The organism is Micromonospora sediminimaris (assembly GCF_016863575.1).
Taxonomy (GTDB): domain Bacteria; phylum Actinomycetota; class Actinomycetes; order Mycobacteriales; family Micromonosporaceae; genus Micromonospora; species Micromonospora sediminimaris.
Map to the genome: position 1 here is coordinate 1 of NZ_BOPD01000008.1, position 16,644 is coordinate 16,644.

At 71.2% G+C, this 16,644-nt stretch carries 15 protein-coding genes; 5 read left to right on the forward strand and 10 right to left on the reverse strand.

Annotated features, from left to right (window positions below; genetic code table 11):
- Genes Vse01_RS05530 through Vse01_RS05545 form a run of 4 tightly spaced genes read right to left on the reverse strand, consistent with a single transcriptional unit; the run spans position 1 to position 4,513 of the window.
- The gene (locus tag Vse01_RS05530; protein WP_093403661.1) at positions 1–624 is read right to left on the reverse strand and encodes a GTP-binding protein; all 624 of its coding nucleotides are present in this window, start codon (positions 622–624) and stop codon (positions 1–3) included.
- Positions 605–967, reverse strand: a complete 363-nt coding sequence (locus tag Vse01_RS05535; protein WP_093403660.1) for a DUF742 domain-containing protein — start codon at positions 965–967, stop codon at positions 605–607. The genes Vse01_RS05530 and Vse01_RS05535 overlap by 20 nt, the downstream gene beginning before the upstream one ends.
- Positions 968–1,013: 46 nt before the next feature.
- Complete coding sequence (locus Vse01_RS05540; RefSeq protein ID WP_093403659.1) at positions 1,014–1,421, reverse strand: roadblock/LC7 domain-containing protein; 408 nt, start codon at positions 1,419–1,421, stop codon at positions 1,014–1,016.
- Positions 1,418–4,513, reverse strand: a complete 3,096-nt coding sequence (locus Vse01_RS05545; RefSeq protein WP_093403658.1) for a sensor histidine kinase — start codon at positions 4,511–4,513, stop codon at positions 1,418–1,420. Before Vse01_RS05545 ends, Vse01_RS05540 begins: the two co-directional genes overlap by 4 nt.
- Positions 4,514–4,960: 447 nt before the next feature.
- Here Vse01_RS05545 and Vse01_RS05550 point away from each other — a divergent pair, with 447 nt between their 5' ends.
- Positions 4,961–6,142 carry an ABC transporter substrate-binding protein gene (locus Vse01_RS05550; protein WP_093403657.1) on the forward strand — a complete coding sequence of 394 codons (1,182 nt, stop codon included), beginning with the start codon at positions 4,961–4,963 and terminating at the stop codon, positions 6,140–6,142.
- 26 nt (positions 6,143–6,168) lie between these two features.
- Here the strand turns inward: Vse01_RS05550 and Vse01_RS05555 are convergent, their stop codons facing one another.
- Together Vse01_RS05555 and Vse01_RS05560 are read right to left on the reverse strand one after the other, a co-directional pair.
- Positions 6,169–7,029, reverse strand: coding sequence for an ABC transporter permease (locus tag Vse01_RS05555; RefSeq protein ID WP_093403655.1), 861 nt, complete (start codon positions 7,027–7,029; stop codon positions 6,169–6,171).
- Positions 7,030–7,126: 97 nt separating this feature from the next.
- Positions 7,127–8,152, reverse strand: a complete 1,026-nt coding sequence (locus Vse01_RS05560) for an ABC transporter substrate-binding protein (protein ID WP_093403654.1) — start codon at positions 8,150–8,152, stop codon at positions 7,127–7,129.
- 267 nt (positions 8,153–8,419) lie between these two features.
- Between Vse01_RS05560 and Vse01_RS05565 the strand changes: the two genes are divergently transcribed.
- The 4 genes from Vse01_RS05565 to Vse01_RS05580 all read left to right on the forward strand — a co-directional run bounded on the left by Vse01_RS05565 (position 8,420) and on the right by Vse01_RS05580 (position 12,508).
- Entirely contained in the window at positions 8,420–9,229 is an 810-nt protein-coding gene (locus tag Vse01_RS05565; protein WP_093403653.1) for an ABC transporter ATP-binding protein, read from the forward strand.
- A 73-nt stretch (positions 9,230–9,302) separates the two neighbouring features.
- Positions 9,303–10,253: an LLM class F420-dependent oxidoreductase gene (locus Vse01_RS05570; RefSeq protein ID WP_093403742.1), complete on the forward strand. Its 951-nt coding sequence runs from the start codon at positions 9,303–9,305 to the stop codon at positions 10,251–10,253.
- The gene (locus tag Vse01_RS05575; RefSeq protein ID WP_093403652.1) at positions 10,250–10,579 is read left to right on the forward strand and encodes a cupin domain-containing protein; all 330 of its coding nucleotides are present in this window, start codon (positions 10,250–10,252) and stop codon (positions 10,577–10,579) included. Before Vse01_RS05570 ends, Vse01_RS05575 begins: the two co-directional genes overlap by 4 nt.
- A gap of 78 nt (positions 10,580–10,657) precedes the next feature.
- The gene (locus Vse01_RS05580; protein ID WP_093403740.1) at positions 10,658–12,508 is read left to right on the forward strand and encodes a hypothetical protein; all 1,851 of its coding nucleotides are present in this window, start codon (positions 10,658–10,660) and stop codon (positions 12,506–12,508) included.
- A gap of 163 nt (positions 12,509–12,671) precedes the next feature.
- On the opposite strand, the gene thiC is transcribed toward Vse01_RS05580, so the two are convergent.
- The 4 genes from thiC to Vse01_RS05600 form a co-directional block, all read right to left on the reverse strand.
- Positions 12,672–14,264, reverse strand: a complete 1,593-nt coding sequence (gene thiC, locus Vse01_RS05585; protein ID WP_093403650.1) for a phosphomethylpyrimidine synthase ThiC — start codon at positions 14,262–14,264, stop codon at positions 12,672–12,674.
- Between the two features lie 14 nt (positions 14,265–14,278).
- On the reverse strand, positions 14,279–15,067 hold the full coding sequence (gene thiD / locus Vse01_RS05590; RefSeq protein ID WP_093403649.1) for a bifunctional hydroxymethylpyrimidine kinase/phosphomethylpyrimidine kinase: 789 nt from the start codon (positions 15,065–15,067) through the stop codon (positions 14,279–14,281).
- Entirely contained in the window at positions 15,064–15,792 is a 729-nt protein-coding gene (locus Vse01_RS05595) for a thiamine phosphate synthase (RefSeq protein ID WP_093403739.1), read from the reverse strand. Before Vse01_RS05595 ends, thiD begins: the two co-directional genes overlap by 4 nt.
- A 65-nt stretch (positions 15,793–15,857) precedes the next feature.
- Positions 15,858–16,643 (reverse strand): thiazole synthase, encoded by a 786-nt coding sequence (locus Vse01_RS05600; RefSeq protein WP_093403648.1) that lies wholly within the window; start codon positions 16,641–16,643, stop codon positions 15,858–15,860.
- Position 16,644 lies beyond the last annotated feature (1 nt).

Genomic DNA, 16,644 nt, shown 5'->3' on the forward strand with positions numbered 1-16,644 from the left:
CTAACCGACCGGGGTCGGGAAACCCCGGTCGTGCTCGGCCTGAAGTCGCGCCATGGCGTGTTCGACAACTGTCACCAGGACCCGTTTGACCGAATCGCGCTGACGGGCGTCGGTCATCACCAACGGCACGTCCGGCGAGATGGCCAGGGCCTCCCGGACCTCGTCCAGTTCGTACTGCGGCGCGCCGTCGAACCGGTTGAGCGCGACCACGTACGGCAGGTTTCGGTTCTCGAAGTAGTCCAGCGGGGCGAACGCGTCGGTGATCCGGCGGGTGTCCACCAGCACCGCAGCGCCCACCGCGCCTCGGATGATCTCGTCCCACATGAACCAGAACCGGGTCTGCCCAGGCGTACCGAAGAGGTACAGGATCAGATCCTGTGCCATGGTGATTCGGCCGAAGTCCATGGCGACCGTGGTGGTCTCCTTGCCCGGCACCTTGGACGGGTCGTCGATGCCGACGCCGGCCGAGGTCATCACCGCCTCGGTGGTCAGCGGTGTGATCTCGGAGATCGCACCGACCAGCGTGGTCTTGCCGACACCGAAGCCACCCGCGACGACGATCTTCGCGGAGATGATTCCCCGGCTCTGGCGGGCCCCGGCGGGGTCATAGCTCGCGAAGTCCACTCAGCACCCTTCCCAGCATTTCCATCCGCTCCTCGTAACCTGTGGCGGGAGCGGCCGTCTGTAGCGTCAGCAGGCCCTCGGCCACCATGTCGGCGACCAGCACCCGGGCGACACCCAGCGGTAGCCGGGTGTACGCGGCGATTTCCGCAAGCGACTCGGGCCGGCCCTCGCAGACCATGGCGATGCGATGCTTGTCGTGCCCGGCGAAACGTGATTCGGCGATCTGGGTGGGACTGGCCACCAACACCGCTTCCAGCGCGATGTCCTGCAACGGCTCGGTCCGGCCCCGGGTGACCGCGTACGGCCGAACCAGCGCACCCCGTGGGTCACGCTGCCGTTCCATCCGCGATCACCTCCTCTGCCTTCCGCCCGCCGGTCCGGCGCACCCGTTACGACCGCACCGCGTCCCGGGGCAGCGGTACCAGCGCCGCACCGACCCGTTCCACAAGCAACGCCATCTCGTAGCCCACCTGGCCGACGTCGCAGCTACGCGCCGCGAGCACCGCCATCGACGATCCGTCGCTGATGGACATCAGGAACAGGTAGCCGCTGTCCATCTCGATAACTGTCTGCAACACACCGCCGGCGCTGAACATTCGTGCGGCACCCTCGGTCAGGCTCACCACGCCGGAGGTGATCGCGGCGAGCTGATCCGCCCGGTCCGCCGGCAGATCCCGGGAGGAGGCGAGCAACAGCCCGTCCGCGGACACCGCCACCACGTGGGCGATGCCTGCCACGCTGTCGGCGAAGTTGCTGAGCAGCCAACCCATGTCCTGTATGGCCGCTGGCCTGTTCATCGGCTCGTCTCCTTGGTCGAGGTGCTGATCTGACTGGCGCCGGCCGTCCGACCACGTTGGACGCCACGGTGATACGCCGACAGCAGACCGCGTACTTCGTCGGGGGTCCGGCGGCCGTGCTCACGCCCGCCGCGAGGCTCGATGCCACCGGGCACGAGCTGTGCCTGGGGCACCCGCTTGGGCAACCCCGACCGGGTCGTACCGGCGGGGGTGGGCTCGGCCGCCCGGCTGGCCCGTGACCAGCCCTCGTCGGCCGCCGTGCGCCAGGCGTCGTCCTCCGAGGGACCGGTTTCGGGCCCGGTGGACGGCGGTGGCGCGGACGGCGGTGGCGGCGCGGGCGGGGTCGGCGGCGCGCTCGGCGCCGGACCAGCCGTGCTGGCGGACGAGGAAGTGTACGACGGTGGCGGGGCGGGTGTCGCGGCGGCGGCCGCGCCCGGCGTACGCGTTGGCAACGGACTCCGTCCCCTGGTCGGCTCGACCGGAGCCGCCGGTGGACTGGCGGCCGCCTGCGGGGGCGGCTCGTCGAACTGTGGCCGGCTGAAGATCGTGGTGACGTCGTTGCCGTGCGACCGGAACCAGACCGCCTCCATCTCCCGGAAGATCGGTGCCTCGGAAGACTGCTCGGGTGGCACGGTGATCGGACGCGTCGGGGGCGGTGCGGTGGCGGCCAGGCTGGCGCCCAGTCCACGGAATCCGGAGCCGTCGAAATCTCCGCCACCGGGCTTCTGACCGGCGGCCGGGGCGAAATTGGTGGGCGCGGCGACCCCCGCACCCGCGACCGGCCCCACCGGCAGGCCGGGCCCCGCGGACTGACCCGGGTCACCGGCACCCCGGTTCGGCAGCGGATCGAGGGTGGGTTGCGCGACCGTCGGCGTGCCCGCGTTGAATCCGTTGAAGGCCGGCGGCGGCGTGCGGGCCGGTGGCGGGTCGGCGGGCGCCGCCTCCGTCGCCGGCCAGTGCGGGGCGGAGGAAGTCCCGTTGTGCCACCGGTCGACCAGGGTGGCGGTGTTGCCGCGGCCGGTGACCCCGGCCCCCTCGCCAAGACCGACCGACGCCAGCGGCGTCTGCTCGACCGCGAGCGGCTGCCGGGGTCGGGTGATCGCCTGGTCGCGACCGCGCAGGCTGGGCAGCACCACGGTGGCGGCCGGCAGGGTGACCTGCGCGACAGTGCCGCCCTCGACGTTACGCCGCAGCTCGACCCGGATGCCGTAGCGGGCCGCCAGCCGGCTGACCACCGCCAGACCCATCAGGCGGAACGCCGCCACGTCGACGGCGGATGGTGCGGCCAGCCGCCGGTTGAGTGAGTCCAGCTGCTCGTCGGAGAGGCCGAGGCCCCGGTCCTCGATCTGGATGAGCACGTAGTCCCGGATCCGCCGCCCGTCGGCCACCACTGTGGTGTTGGGCGGCGAGAAACGGGTGGCGTTGTCGAGCAGTTCGGCTACCAGCCGCACCACGTCGTTGACCGCGTGGGCCGCCACGGACACGTCGGTGTCGACCGTGCCGAACTCGATCCGGTTGTAAAGCTCCACCTCGGACTGCGCGGCCCGCAGCACGTCCACCAGCAGGGCGTCGTCGCGGCGCGGTACGGCCGAATCCGCACCGGCCAGCACGAGCAGGTTCTCGTCGTTGCGGCGCATTCGGGTGGCGAGGTGGTCGAGCTCGAAGAGCTGCGCGAGCCGCTTCGGATCCTCCTCGCCGCGCTCGATCGCGTCCAGTTCGCCGATCATGCGGTCGACCAGGGTCTGACTGCGTCGGGCCAGGTTCAGGAACATCGCCGAGACGCTGGTCCGCAGGGCCGCCTGTTCGGCCGCGACCCGGACCGCCTCCCGGTGGACGACGTTGAAGGCCGAGGCGACCTGGCCCACCTCGTCGCGGTTGCTGAGCTGGATCGGGTCGCGTACCTCGCGGACGATCTCGTCGACGCTGCCGTCGCTGACGTTGCCCATCCCCTGTAGCCGACGCACCGCCTCCGGCAGGTCGTGGTTCGCCACGGAGAGCGCGCCCTCCCGCAGCCGGCGCAGGGAGTGGTTCAGCGAGCGGGCCAGCACCACGGCCAGGGTCACCGCGATGATCAGCGTGAGCAGCACCAGCGTGGTCTCGACGACGGCCTGCCGGATGACGTCGGAGCGGGCCTGTTCGGCCTGGGCGAGCAGGCGGCTCTGCAGCTCGATCTCGGCCCACCGCATCAGCTCGTTCACCGCGCCGATCGCCGCCGTGGCTTCCTGTGCGGTGAACGGCGCACGCTGGTTGACCGACCGGCTGATGTCGGTGGCGATCCGGTCGGCCAGCACCACCGCGTCACCGGAAACGGTGCTCTCGACCAAGGCACGCTGCACCGGGTCGGCCGCGAGCGAGAAGGCGACAAGCGCCTCCTGCTGCCCGGTGAGGGTGGCCACGAAGGCGGAGAACTGCTCGTTGTCCAGCCGGCCGCCACTCAGTGCCGTGAAGGTGACCGCCTCCTCCTCGGCGACGGCCGCCTTCGCCCGGGCGAAGGCGGCGACCGCTCGGCGGCTGTCACCGAGCTCCTCGTCGCCGGGCAACTGGGCCAGCCCGTCGCCGTAGGCGACCAGGTCGTTGAGGACCACGCCGTAGCGCAGCACCGCCTCGGCGACCTCCATCTGCTCCCGGGCGAGCACCTCCTGCCGGGTTCCGTCGAGGGTGTCCAGGTGCGCGTCGATGGCCGCGAGCCGGTCACGGACCGCCGCCGGCGCGTCGCCGACCCGGTCCCGCTCCGCGCGGTACTCGTCGATCCGCTGCTGGGTCTCGCGAACCCGCAGGTTGTACGCGTCGGCCCGCTGTTGCGGTGCGGCGAGGTAGGCCGCCGCCGCCATCCGTTCGGCGTGCAGGTCGTTCGTCAGCGCGGAGACATCGATGGACAACGCCGTGAGTGCGCGGGACTGACTCGCGTCGTAGGCGCCCTCACCGACGGAGACCAGGCGGACCGTGGCCAGCGCGATGACCGCCGCCACGGGAACGACCAGAATCAGCGCCAGCTTGGACCGGATCCGCGCGTCGCGCAGCCGGGGCAGCCAACCGCCGTCCTTCTGCGCGGCGTCACCACGGGCGGGCAGGGTCGTCGGTCCGGTGCTCACGACATCGCCTCCGTCGATTTCTTCCCGCCAGGACCGCCGACCCGTACGCGGAGCGACGGCCGGCGCCACGCGCGGCACGGCCGCGATTTCATCAGACGAGATCGTGTTTGGGAAGCCGCAGGAGGGCAGGAAACGGTCGGACGGCACGCAACCCGTGATGCGGTCAACTAATACCTACATTTCCACAGCGCCCCTGAACAGGGCATGTAACTCCAGAGTGGCCATACGACTCGCCACAGTGAGCATTTGAAAACATTTGGTTACGCCAGTATGTGGGATCGGCGTCCCGAAACGTCTTCGCTGGCCCGCTTGACCACAGCGCCCGGCATTGGCAAGGTTTTGCAGGCTTCGCGCACACGGTACGGCAGAGCCGTCTCATTATCCACAGAGGACGGATGCGCCGCCGGTGACCGGGCCCCCCGCCCGTGCCGCATCAGGAGGACCGAGTTGACCCCCTTCCGCTCCGCGACCGCCACGGCGCTCGTGTCGACCCTGCTCGCCACCACCCTCGGCGGCTGTCAGTTCGGCGGGGAGGAGCAGGACACAAGCCCGATTGTGATCGCCGCCGACCTGGAGCTCTCCGGTGCCGCGGCCGGGGTCGGCAAGGCGTACCGGCAGGCCCTGGAACTGAAGCGGGATCAGTTGAACGCCTCGGGGGCACTCAACGGCCGTAAGGTCGAACTATTGTTGAAGGACAACCGTTCCGACGCCAGTGAGTCACTGCGGAACATCGTCGACTTCAGCAACGACAAGCGGGTCACCGCCATCGTCATGGGTGGCTGCAACGAATGCGCGGTCGGTGCGGTGCGTACGGTCAATGAGAACCGGATCCCGACCATCGCGCTCGCGGCGGCCGGCGCCGTGGTGAACCCGGTCGCGGAACGCCGCTACATGTTCAAACTGGCCCCCAACGCCGCCGACAACGCTGCGGCGCTCACCGTCGAGCTGCGCCGCCGCAACATCGACACGGTCGGCCTCCTTCGCAGCGACGACGCCTACGGCCAGGAGGGCGCAACGGCCCTGCGCCGCGAGTTCGGCAAGGTCGGCATCCAGGTGCTGACCGAGGCGTCCGCCCGCGGCACCGACACGGAGTTGGACGGGCAGGCCGGCAGGTTGGTCGCCGCAGACCCCGACGCCGTGATCATCTGGACCCCTCCGGAGCAGGCGATGCTCGCCTCCAGCGCGGTCAAGCGGGCCGACTACACCGGCTCCCTGTTCCTGGACGCCTCCGCCGCGGGCGACCTCTTCCTCGGCTCGGCCGCCAGGTCGGCGGAACGGGCCACCCTGGTCTTCACCCAGACGATGGTGATCGACGACGTCATCGCGACCACCCCCGCGAAGGCCGCGCGCCGTCAGTGGTTCCAGGACTACACCGCCAGGTACGGCGGCTACCACGGCTCCGCCTCGTTCGCCGCGGACGCGATCCAGCTGATCGCCGACGCGGAGCTGCGGGCCGGCGGACCCGTCGGCGAGGTCGACCGGGACCGCCTCCGCGACGTGCTGGAGACGTCCCAGATGGACGGCCTGTCCGGTCCGATCCGGATGACGCCGGACAACCACTCCGGGCTGATGCCGCAGGCGCTGACGACCCTGATCGCCCGCAACGGCCGCTGGCGTCTGGCCAGCTGAACCGCCGCAGGGCACCCGACGGCGCCTCAGCGGGTGGAGGTGGTTTCCCGCAGCCAGGGCAGGCTGCGCCGCTCGACGAGGACCAGCGCGGCGTAGAGCAGGATGCTGACCAGGGCGACGAGGATGATCGCGGCCCACGCGGTGGCGGTGTCGCCGATGCCGGCGTACTGCTGGATCACGTAGCCGAGGCCACCCTCACCGGCCTGGAACTCACCGATCACCGCACCGATCGCGGCCAGCGGCATGGCGACCTTCAGCCCCACGAAGATCTGCGGGAGCGCGGCCGGAAAGCGGACCTTACGGAACGTCTGCCAACGGGAGGCGTTCCAGGACCGCACCAGTTCGGCCAGCTCGGCCGGCGTGGTGGTCAGCCCGGTGGCGGTGGAGAGCACGATCGGGAAGAAGCAGAGCAGGAAGACCATGGTGAGGATCGGCTTCTGACCCCAACCGAGCGCCACCACCAGCAGCGGGCCCAGGGTGATCTTCGGAACGGCGTTGACCGCGACCAGCAGCGGGGTGAACATCCGCTCGACCGTCCGGGAGGCCGCCAGCGCCAGGCCGATCAGCACCCCGGCCACCGCGGAGAGTGCGAAGCCGAGCAGGATCTCACCGGTGGTGGCGACGGTGTGCTCCAGCAGCCGGGCCGGCCGGTCGGAGAATGCCGTGAGCACGTCACCGGGGGGCGGCAGGGCGGCCGGATGGATCAGCTCCAGCCGGGCCACCAGCCACCAGAGACCGAGCGCGACCAGCAGCCCGGCGGCCGGTAGCAGGGTGGCCGTCGTACCCGAGCGCAGGCCGCCCGCTCGCCACCGTCGGCCCCGCGGTACGGCCGGGGACTGCTCGGGGGCGAGCGTAGCCTCCGGCTGCCGTGGACGGACGTCGGTCATCGGATCCTCCTGCGGTTCAGCGCGTTCTGGTGAGCGGGGAGCAGAGCACGCCGCACCGGCGATGCGGTGCGGCGTGCTCTGTGCGGTACCGACTGGCTCAGGCCTTCGGCGCCAGGTTGAAGTCGATGATCTGGTCGGGGGTGAGGTCCGACTTCAGGGCGCCGGCACCACGCAGGATCGCGATGCTCTTGGCGACCCGGCCGCTGTCCAGCGTGCCCAGCGCGGTGCCGGAGTTGCTGGAGCGGACGTAGCCGGCCATCAACTGCAGCTCGGCGGCAGCGGCGGCGGGCACGACCGCCTCGGCGTTCTTGGCCAGGATCTCGGCCGCTTCCTGCGGGTTCGCCAGGGCGTACTCCAGACCCTTGAGCAGCGCCTCGGTGAACCGCTTGACCTGCTCCGGCTTCTCGCTGGCGTACTGCTTGGAGGTGATCAGCACGTTGCCGTAGAGGTCCTGCATCACGTTGCTGTACGGCAGCAGGACGGCCTTCTTCTTGGTGACCGCCTCGATGGTCGGCTGGCCGACCACGAACTGCCCGATGCCGTCGACGGAACCGGAGGCCAGCGTGCCCATCAGGGTCTGCGCCTCGCCGTTGACCCACTTCACCTTGGTGTAGTCGATGCCGGCCATGCGGGCGTACGTCGGGAAGAGGTTGCGGACCACCGAGCCGGGGGTGTCGGCGAGAGTCTTGCCCTCCAGGTCCTTCGGGGTGGTGATGCCCGTGTCGTCGACGGTGGCGATGGCCGCCATGGTGCGCTGCTGGATGGCGGCCACCGCGACGAAGTCCTTCGCGTCACCGTTGCCGAGTTGAAGCAGCCCACCGGTCAGGTCGATCGGGCCGAAGTGCGCCTGACCGCCGACGACCGTCTGAATCACGGCGCCGGTGCCCTGCCCCGGCTTGATTTCGACGTCGAAGCCGGCGTCCTTGAAGTAGCCCTTCTCCTTGGCCACCCAGGCGTAGGCGTCGCGCCCGAAGTTGCCGAACGAGGTGAGGTAGGTCACCTGCTCCAGGGACGAGCCGACGTCGTTGCCGTCAGCGTCATCCGAGCCGCTGCTGCACGCGGAGACCAGGGCGAGCGCGGTGGCCATCGTGGCCGCGGCGACCGTACGGGTCAGCCTTCTCATCAGTGCACCTTGTCCTTTCCAACCGGGGCGTCGGGCCGCCGGAAGGGAGTTGTCGGGGCGGCACCGGCAGCCGGATGGAAGCCGACACCGCGTATCGAGGGGGACTCTCGCGGGCACAGCGTACGAGAACCCCACCTTTGCGACGCCAGGCGTACCGGGTTGCGGAACGGATACAAAGTGATGTCCACCCCGGACGGTGCGATACAGGACCGGGGCCGATAGCCTTTGCCAGTTCCTGACTATCCACTCAGGGGAGGCCCGTCGGCGATGATCCGAATCTCCGAGGTGTCCCGCACCTTCGACGGCCGCGCCGGTCGGGTCGAGGCGTTGCGGGGCATCAACCTCGACGTCGCCGAGGGTGAGTTCGTCGCTGTGCTCGGCCGCTCCGGGTGCGGCAAGTCCACCCTGCTGCGGCTGATCTCCGGTCTGATCCCGGTCACCTCCGGCGAGGTCACCGTGGACGGCAGGCCGGTCACCGGACCGCGCCGGGACATCGCCATGCTGTTCCAGCGGCCGGCCCTGCTGCCCTGGCGCACCGTGCTGGACAACGTCCTGCTGCCGGTGGAGGTCTTCGGCTGGAAGCGGGCCGCGCACCGTGACCGGGCCCGTGCCCTGCTCGACGTGGCCGGGCTCTCCGGCTTCGAGAAGCGGCTGCCGCACGAACTGTCCGGTGGCATGCAGCAGCGGGTCTCGCTGTGCCGGTCTCTGATCGGCGACCCCCGGGTCATGCTGATGGACGAACCCTTCTCCGCGCTCGACGCGCTCACCCGCGAGGAACTCGCCGGCGAACTCCAGCGGGTGCACATGCGCAGCGGCGCGACGGTCGTCTTCGTCACCCACTCCATCGACGAGGCGGTGCTGCTCGCCGACCGGGTGGTGGTGCTCAGCCCGCGCCCCGGCCGCGTCCGCAAGGTCGTCGAGGTGACCATTCCCCGCCCTCGCACCCTGGGCCGCAACGCGCACCTGACCGAAGTCGCCCAGGTCAGTGCCGACCTGCACGAGCTGCTGATGGAACGCGACCAGCCGGCGGGAGCTGGCACGGAGACGATGAGCGAGCCCAGCGAGGTGACGCGATGAGCGAGCGAATCATTCGGCTCGGTGCGATGGTGCCTCATCGCGCCGCCGAGCGCAGCGAGGTGGCGGGATGAGCATGCGGGTGGCCGTCTTCACGGAGCCGCACCGGGGTGCCACCTACGACGACCAGCTCCGCTTCGCCCGGCTCGCCGAGCAGGGCGGCTTCGACGCCTTCCTCCGAGCCGACCACTACCAGGCCATGGGCGACGAACCGGCGCTACCCGGCCCGACCGACGCCTGGCTGACCCTGGCGGCGCTCGCTCGGGAAACCAGCCGGATCCGGCTGGGCACCCTGGTCACCTCCGCGACGTTCCGGCTACCCGGCCCGCTGGCCGTGATGGTGGCCCAGGTCGACCAGATGAGTGGCGGGCGGGTCGAGCTCGGCATCGGTGCCGGCTGGTACGCCCGGGAGCATGTCTCGTACGGCATCCCGTTCCCCAGCACCAGTGAACGCTTCGACCGCCTCGCCGAACAGCTCGAAGTGATCACCGGCCTCTGGCGCACCCCGTCCGGCGGGACCTTCAGCTACGTCGGCGACCACTACCGGCTCACCGAATCGCCGGCTCTGCCCAAACCGGTGCAGACCCCCGGCCCTCCGGTGATCGTCGGTGGGCGGGGCCCCAAGCGCACCCCGGAGCTTGCCGCCCGGTACGCCGACGAGTTCAACGTCCCCTTCACCAGCGTCGAACAGGCCCGTGAGGCGTACGAGCGGGTCCAGGAGGCGAGTCAACGGGTCGATCGCCCCGGCACCGGACGTCGGCCGTTGACGCTCTCCGCCGGCATCGTGGTGGCGATTGGGCGTACCGACAGCGAGGCCCGCCGGCGAGCGGCGCCGCTGCACGTCAAGAGCGCTCTACCACCCGAGGATCCGGTGGTCGGCTCACCGCAGCAACTCATCGACCGGATCGGCGAGTTCGCAGCGATCGGCACCACCCGGGTGCATCTACGCCTGATCGACCTCAGCGACCTGGACCACCTGGAACTGATCGCCGCCGAGGTGCTCCCCCGACTGGACGGAATCCGATGACCGAGACGCCACCCGAGGTTGCCACGTCCGGCTCCGAGCCTGTGCTCGGCCCGGTCGGACAGGAGATCGTCTTCGAGAACGACCGGGTCCGGGTCTGGCACATCCGGCTGGAGCCCGGTGAGCGCCAGCCGCTGCACCGGCACGACCACCCCTATCTCGTGGTGGCCGTCCAGGGCGCGAAGAACCTCGTGCAGACGGTCGACGGTGTGCGGATCGACGCCGACGAACCGACCGGCGGGGTGGTCTATCGCGATCCGGGAGCCGTGCACATGCTCACGAACGTCGGCGACACGACATACCTGGCCCGGCTGGTCGAGCTCAAGTAGACCCGCCGCGAGCAGGTCATACGTCCGTCCACGGCGTGCCGGTGGCGATTGGTGGAAACGGACCGTAACGTGCCGGTCATGGCCCATCGGACATCGAGCCGACTACTGTTCACCGCCTTCGGCCTCAGCCTGCTGGCCGGTGCCGGTCAGCTCGGTCTCGCCTTCGGCTTCGGCATCGTGCGGCTCACCGGAAGCTTCACCGGCGCGAGCATCAACCAGTGGCCGGCCCAACTCGTCTGGGCCGGCTGGTTCGCCACGAACGCCGCCGTGATCGGTGCCGTGCTCACCGAGCGGCTGGCCCGGCACGGCGGGCAACTCACCGGCACCCCGCGGCAACTGGCCGTGGCGGGCAGCGCCGCTCTCGGCGCCACGGTCGTGGCACCGCTGTGCATGCAGCCGGCCCGCAGCGCCGAACTCATCTCGGTCGATCCGGTCTGGGCCGTGGCGATCTGTGCCGGGCTCGGCGCGGTGGTCGGCGCCGGTGCCGCGCTGGCCGTGCTGGTCCGGCCGCCCTTCGCCTGGAACATGGCGGCGGTGGCCGCAGCGGTCTGGCTACTGGCGTTGCTGTCCGTGCTGCCGTCGCTGGGGGCGAGCGGCACGCTGACCCCGGTGCGCCTCGGCGTGCTGGAGCCGGCCTGGCTCGCCGCCGGCACCGCGCAGCAGTTGGCGCTGCTGATCCTGCCGATGGTGACCCTGCTGGCTGGCGCGGCGACCGCGGCGGCGGCCCGGTGGCGGGGGCATCCTCCACTTGTCAGTGGGCCCAGTGGGATCGCCGGCCCGGTACTGGTGGCCTTCGCCTACCTGGCCGCCGGCCCGGGTGACACGAGTGACCGGTACCAGTTGACCCCCTACTATGCGGCGCTGATCGCGGTGTTGGTCGGCGCGCTCGGTTCGGCAGCGGCAGCCCTGCTGCCCTGGCCGCTCACCGGCGGGCTCGCCCACCGGGCCGCGCCCACCAGCGGGACCGCCATCGAGCCGACCGCCATCCTCCAACCGTTGCCGGCGACCCCCGCGCTACCCGCGTCGGCCACGTCCTCGGCCGACGCGGCGGCCACCTCGGCGGGCCAGGTCGTCGTTATCGACGACGGCACCGAGACCGACCGGTCGACCGGCGGTACCCGCCCCGACGACGGTTCCCGCGCCGCTGCCGACGGCTCACCGCCGCACTGGCACTGGCCGATCGCGCACACCGACCCGCCCGCCGCCGCGGCCACGCCGACCGCCGGCGATGCGGTAACCCCCGAGCAGGCCGTCGCCGTCACCGCACCACCGGCGGCCGCGCCAGCAGCCGACTCGGAAGGCACCGACACCGAAGCGCCCCAGGACAGCGCTCCGGATGGCGACGATGCCGAGCACGCGGTCACCACCCCGGAGCCCGAGGCGGCGACCGATCCGGCGCCGGTGGGCGATGGCAGCGACCTGCCCCGGGCGGCACCGACCACCATGGAGACCGAGGCCCCAGCGGACGATGCCGGAGACCGCTCGGCGGCGGAGGCACCGCCCGAGGTGGCACCGCGGCCTCGGCAACGGCTCGCGCTGCCCGACCTCGGTCGCGCGCCGGCCGAGCCCGCCGCACCCGAATCATCCGGCCTCACCGCGGCTCTCCCGGAGACCCCGGAGGTCTCCATCGAGACGGCGGCCACCGCCCGTGACCTCACGGCCGCCTTCACGAAGCCGCCCGCCGTCCGGGCCGAGGACGTCCAGCCCGACGGCGAAGCGGAGAAGACCCGGCGTGGGCTGTTCCGACGCGGCCGGTCCCGGTCCGCGGAGAATGCCGCGACCGAGCAGGACGAACCGCTGCCGGCGCAGGATGAGGAGTACGTCGACTGGGTCGCCGGGCTCAGCCGGCCACATGACGACGACGAGTCCAACCCGCCGAAGGGACCACGCCGCTCCCTGCGGTCGACCGGGCGGCATCACCGACACTGAGCACCCGCCCGCACCCCAGCGGCCGTCGACCCCACCGCTCACCGCTCGTTCACCGTGGGTGCCTGCCGGGGCGGTAAGACTTCAGCGCCCCATGTCTGAGTGACATGATCACGTCACACCGACATGAGGCGCTGAAGTCTTACCCGCTCTCCGCCCCGACCGGTCAGGCCAGTGGCAGGTAGACCCGTCCGCCGGAGGCGACAAACTCGTCGGACTTGTCCTGCATGCCGCGGGCCGCGTACTCCTTGAGATCCTGGGTGATCTTCATGGAGCAGAACTTCGGCCCGCACATCGAGCAGAAGTGTGCGGTCTTCGCCGGCTCGGCGGGCAGCGTCGCGTCGTGGTAAGACCGCGCGGTCTCCGGGTCCAGCGAGAGGTTGAACTGGTCCTCCCAGCGGAACTCGAACCGCGCCTTCGACAACGCGTCGTCCCAGGCCTGCGCTCCCGGATGTCCCTTCGCCAGGTCGGCCGCGTGCGCCGCGATCTTGTACGCGATCACCCCGGCCTTCACGTCATCCCGGTCGGGCAGTCCGAGGTGTTCCTTCGGCGTGACGTAACAGAGCATCGCGGTGCCGAACATGCCGATCATCGCCGCCCCGATGGCCGAGGTGATGTGGTCGTACGCGGGCGCGATGTCGGTGGTCAGCGGACCGAGCGTGTAGAAGGGTGCCTCGTGGCACCACTCCTGCTGAAGATCGACGTTCTCCTTGATCTTGTGCATCGGCACATGCCCCGGACCCTCGATCATCACCTGCACGTCGTACTCCCAGGCGATCTTCGTCAGCTCGCCGAGGGTACGCAGCTCAGCGAACTGTGCCTCGTCGTTGGCGTCCGCGATCGACCCGGGCCGCAGGCCGTCACCGAGGGAGAACGTCACGTCGTAGCGGGCCAGGATCTCGCACAGCTCCCGGAAGTTGGTGTAGAGAAAGTTCTCCTCGTGGTGCGCCAGGCACCAGGCCGCCATGATCGAGCCACCGCGCGACACGATGCCGGTCACCCGGTCCACCGCCAGCGGGACGTACGGCAGCAGCACCCCGGCGTGCACCGTCATGTAGTCCACACCCTGCTCAGCCTGCTCGATCACGGTGTCCCGGAACACCTCCCAGCTCAGCTTCACCGGATCACCGCCGACCTTCTCCAGCGCCTGGTAGATGGGCACCGTGCCGATCGGCACCGGCGAGTTACGCACGATGGCCTCGCGCGTCTCGTGGATCCGCTTGCCGGTGGACAGGTCCATCACCGTGTCCGCACCCCACCGGGTGGCCCAGGTCAGCTTCTCCACCTCCTCGGCCACCGACGAGGACACCGCCGAGGTGCCGATGTTCGCGTTGACCTTGACCAGGAACGCCTTGCCGATGATCGCCGGCTCACACTCCGGGTGGTTGACGTTGAGCGGCAGCACGGCCCGCCCGGCCGCGATCTCGTCCCGGACGAATTCCGGCGCCAGCCCCTCGCGGATCGCCACGAACTCCATTTCCGGCGTGACGACACCGGCACGGGCATATGCGAGCTGCGTCGGCCGCTTGCCGTCCGAGCCGGCCAGTGGGGTTCCGGCACCGCGTACCGGTGCCACGTCGGCCCGCTCGGCGATCCATGGTCCCCGCAACGGCGACAGCCCGACCTCTGGATCCGAGCCCGGTCCGGAGGTGTCGTAGAGCCGTACCGGCGGGTTGTCCCCGGTCAGCTCCACCTCCGCGAACGGCACCCGGACGTCCGGCCGTGATCCCTCGACGTACACCTTGCGACGTGCCTGCATGACAGCCTCCCTGATCAGGCGGACCAGCCGAAGTGGTCCATCGGTCCACGGCCCGCGCCCAGCTCCCAGTCCCGCGCGCCGGTCAGCGCCCGGGTCACGTACTCCTTGGCCGCCCGGACCGCCACCGGCACCGGATCGCCCAGCGCCAGCCGCACCGTCACGGCCGCCGAGAACGAGCAACCGGTGCCGTGGGTGTGCCGGGTCGGCACCCGCGGGGCACGCAGCACCGTCGTCCCATCCGGGCCGTGCAGCACGTCCACCGCCTCCGCACCGGCGTCCACGTCGCCGCCGGTCACGATCACCCACTCCGGTCCGCCGGCCGCCAGGGCCCGCGCCGCCGTGGTCATCTCCGCCACGTCGGTCACGGCCGCCCCGGTGAGGGCGGCGGCCTCCGCGCTGTTCGGTGTGGCCACCCGGGCGTACGGCAGCAACCGCTCCACCGCCTCCACCACGCCGAGCTGGTGTCCGCTGGTGGCCACCAGCACCGGGTCGACGACCAGTTGCGGTAGCCGGTCGGCCGCCGCCGCGTCGGCGATCGCGGCCGCCACGGCCGGGGTGCCCAGCATCCCGGTCTTGACCGCCCGTACCGCGAAGTCCGACAGCACGCTGTCCAGCTGATCGGTGACCAGTCGCGGGGGCAGCGGCAGCACCGCGTCCACGCCCCGGGTGTTCTGCGCGGTGACCGCCGTCAGCACGCTCGTGCCGTACGCGCCGAGCGCGGCGAAGACCTTCAGGTCGGCCTGGATGCCGGCGCCGCCACCGGAGTCGGAACCGGCGACGGTCAGCACGGTGGTGGGGGTCACGGCATGTCCTCATGTTTGGTCTGGGGTTCGGTGGTTGCTGTTGGGGGCTGCGGCCGACCGTGCCCACTCCGGGCGGTCAGGCTGCTTGCCGTCTGCTGTGGGTCGTGGGCACGCATGATGGCGCCGAGGACTGCCACTCCGGTGGCTCCGGCCTGGACGCAGGCGTGTACCTGGTCGGGGGTTTCGATGCCGCCGAGGGCCAGCGCGGGCACCGGGCTCAGCCGGATCAGCTCGGCCAGCCCTGCGGCGAGCAGGGGTGGGCCGTAGCCGGGCTTGGTGCGGGTGGGGAAGACCGGCGAGAGGGTCACGTAGTCCTCGGTGGTGAGCCGGCGCAGTTCCGCCGGGTCATGGCAGGAGCGGCCGACCAGGTCGGCGGGGGGCGGTGGATACGGCCCGGCCGCCGACAGATGCAGCGCGGTCAGGGAGCTGCCGGTGCCGGTGGCGCCGGCCCAGGTGCGGGAGCCGGCTTTCTCGGCGCTGGCCGGGCGGCCTGGCTTGTCGCCCAGCAGCGGGTCGGGGCCGGCGACGAGGAGAGTTCCGCCGACCTCGGTCAGGATCGACCGCAGCTCGACGGCGAGGGCGAGGCGTTCGACGCGCGGCAGATCCCTCTCCCGCAGCACCACCCAGCGCACTCCCCCGGCCACGGCCGCCGCCACCACCCGAACCAGCCCACCCCGCGCCACCCGCCGATCCGTCAGCAGCACGACCCCCGAGGGCACTTGGATCTTGGTACGAACCGGCCCCTGGAGGGGCGCTCCCAGGCCAAGATTCACGAGATCAGCTTGTGCGGTCACAGGTGGGGGCGGCCTTCGTCTTGGGTGGAGGGCAGGGCGTGGAAGCGGCGGGGGATGCGACCGGCGGCGTGGGCGAGGCGGCCGGCGGCGATCGCGTACCGCATCGCGGTGGCCATCGCCACCGGGTCGGCGGCCCGGGTCACCGCGCTGGCCAGCAGCACCGCGTCACAGCCCAGCTCCATGGCGAGCGCCGCGTCGGAGGCGGTGCCGATCCCCGCGTCCAGGATCACCGGCACGCTCACGTCCTGCCGGATGAGCCGGATGTGATGCGGATTGTTGATCCCCAGGCCGGAGCCGATCGGCGCGCCGGCCGGCATCACCGCCGCGCAACCGACGTCGGCCAGCCGCCGTGCCAGCACCGGGTCGTCGGAGGTGTACGGCAGCACGGTGAACCCGTCGTCGACCAGTTCCTCGGCGGCGCGCAGCAGTTCCACCCCGTCGGGCAGCAGCGTCCGCTCGTCGCCGATCACCTCCAGCTTGACCCAGTCGGTCTCGAACGCGTCCCGGGCCAGCCGGGCCACCTTCACCGCCTCGCCCGCCGTGTAGCAGCCGGCGGTGTTGGGCAACAGCCGCACCCCACACCGGTCGAGCAGGTCCAGCAGACCGCCCGAGCCGCCGGGCACCGTTTCGACCCGGCGCAGCGCCAGGGTGACCAGCTCGGTGCCGGACGCCCGGATCGCCTGCTCAAGCACGTGCAGGTTGGCCGCGCCGCCGGTACCGAGGATCAGCCGGGAGTTGAACCGGACACCGCCCAGCTCGAAGGCGCTCGATTCGCTGTCCATC

Bases quoted from the DNA above. Each gene is read 5' to 3' on its own strand.
- Vse01_RS05535 (WP_093403660.1), bottom strand. From the start codon at position 967: ATGGAACGGCAGCGTGACCCACGGGGTGCGCTGGTTCGGCCGTACGCG.
- Vse01_RS05540 (WP_093403659.1), bottom strand. From the start codon at position 1,421: ATGAACAGGCCAGCGGCCATACAGGACATGGGTTGGCTGCTCAGCAAC.
- Vse01_RS05555 (WP_093403655.1), bottom strand. From the start codon at position 7,029: ATGACCGACGTCCGTCCACGGCAGCCGGAGGCTACGCTCGCCCCCGAG.
- Vse01_RS05560 (WP_093403654.1), bottom strand. From the start codon at position 8,152: ATGAGAAGGCTGACCCGTACGGTCGCCGCGGCCACGATGGCCACCGCG.
- Vse01_RS05565 (WP_093403653.1), top strand. From the start codon at position 8,420: ATGATCCGAATCTCCGAGGTGTCCCGCACCTTCGACGGCCGCGCCGGT.
- Vse01_RS05570 (WP_093403742.1), top strand. From the start codon at position 9,303: ATGCGGGTGGCCGTCTTCACGGAGCCGCACCGGGGTGCCACCTACGAC.
- Vse01_RS05575 (WP_093403652.1), top strand. From the start codon at position 10,250: ATGACCGAGACGCCACCCGAGGTTGCCACGTCCGGCTCCGAGCCTGTG.
- Vse01_RS05580 (WP_093403740.1), top strand. From the start codon at position 10,658: ATGGCCCATCGGACATCGAGCCGACTACTGTTCACCGCCTTCGGCCTC.
- thiC (WP_093403650.1), bottom strand. From the start codon at position 14,264: ATGCAGGCACGTCGCAAGGTGTACGTCGAGGGATCACGGCCGGACGTC.
- Vse01_RS05600 (WP_093403648.1), bottom strand. From the start codon at position 16,643: ATGGACAGCGAATCGAGCGCCTTCGAGCTGGGCGGTGTCCGGTTCAAC.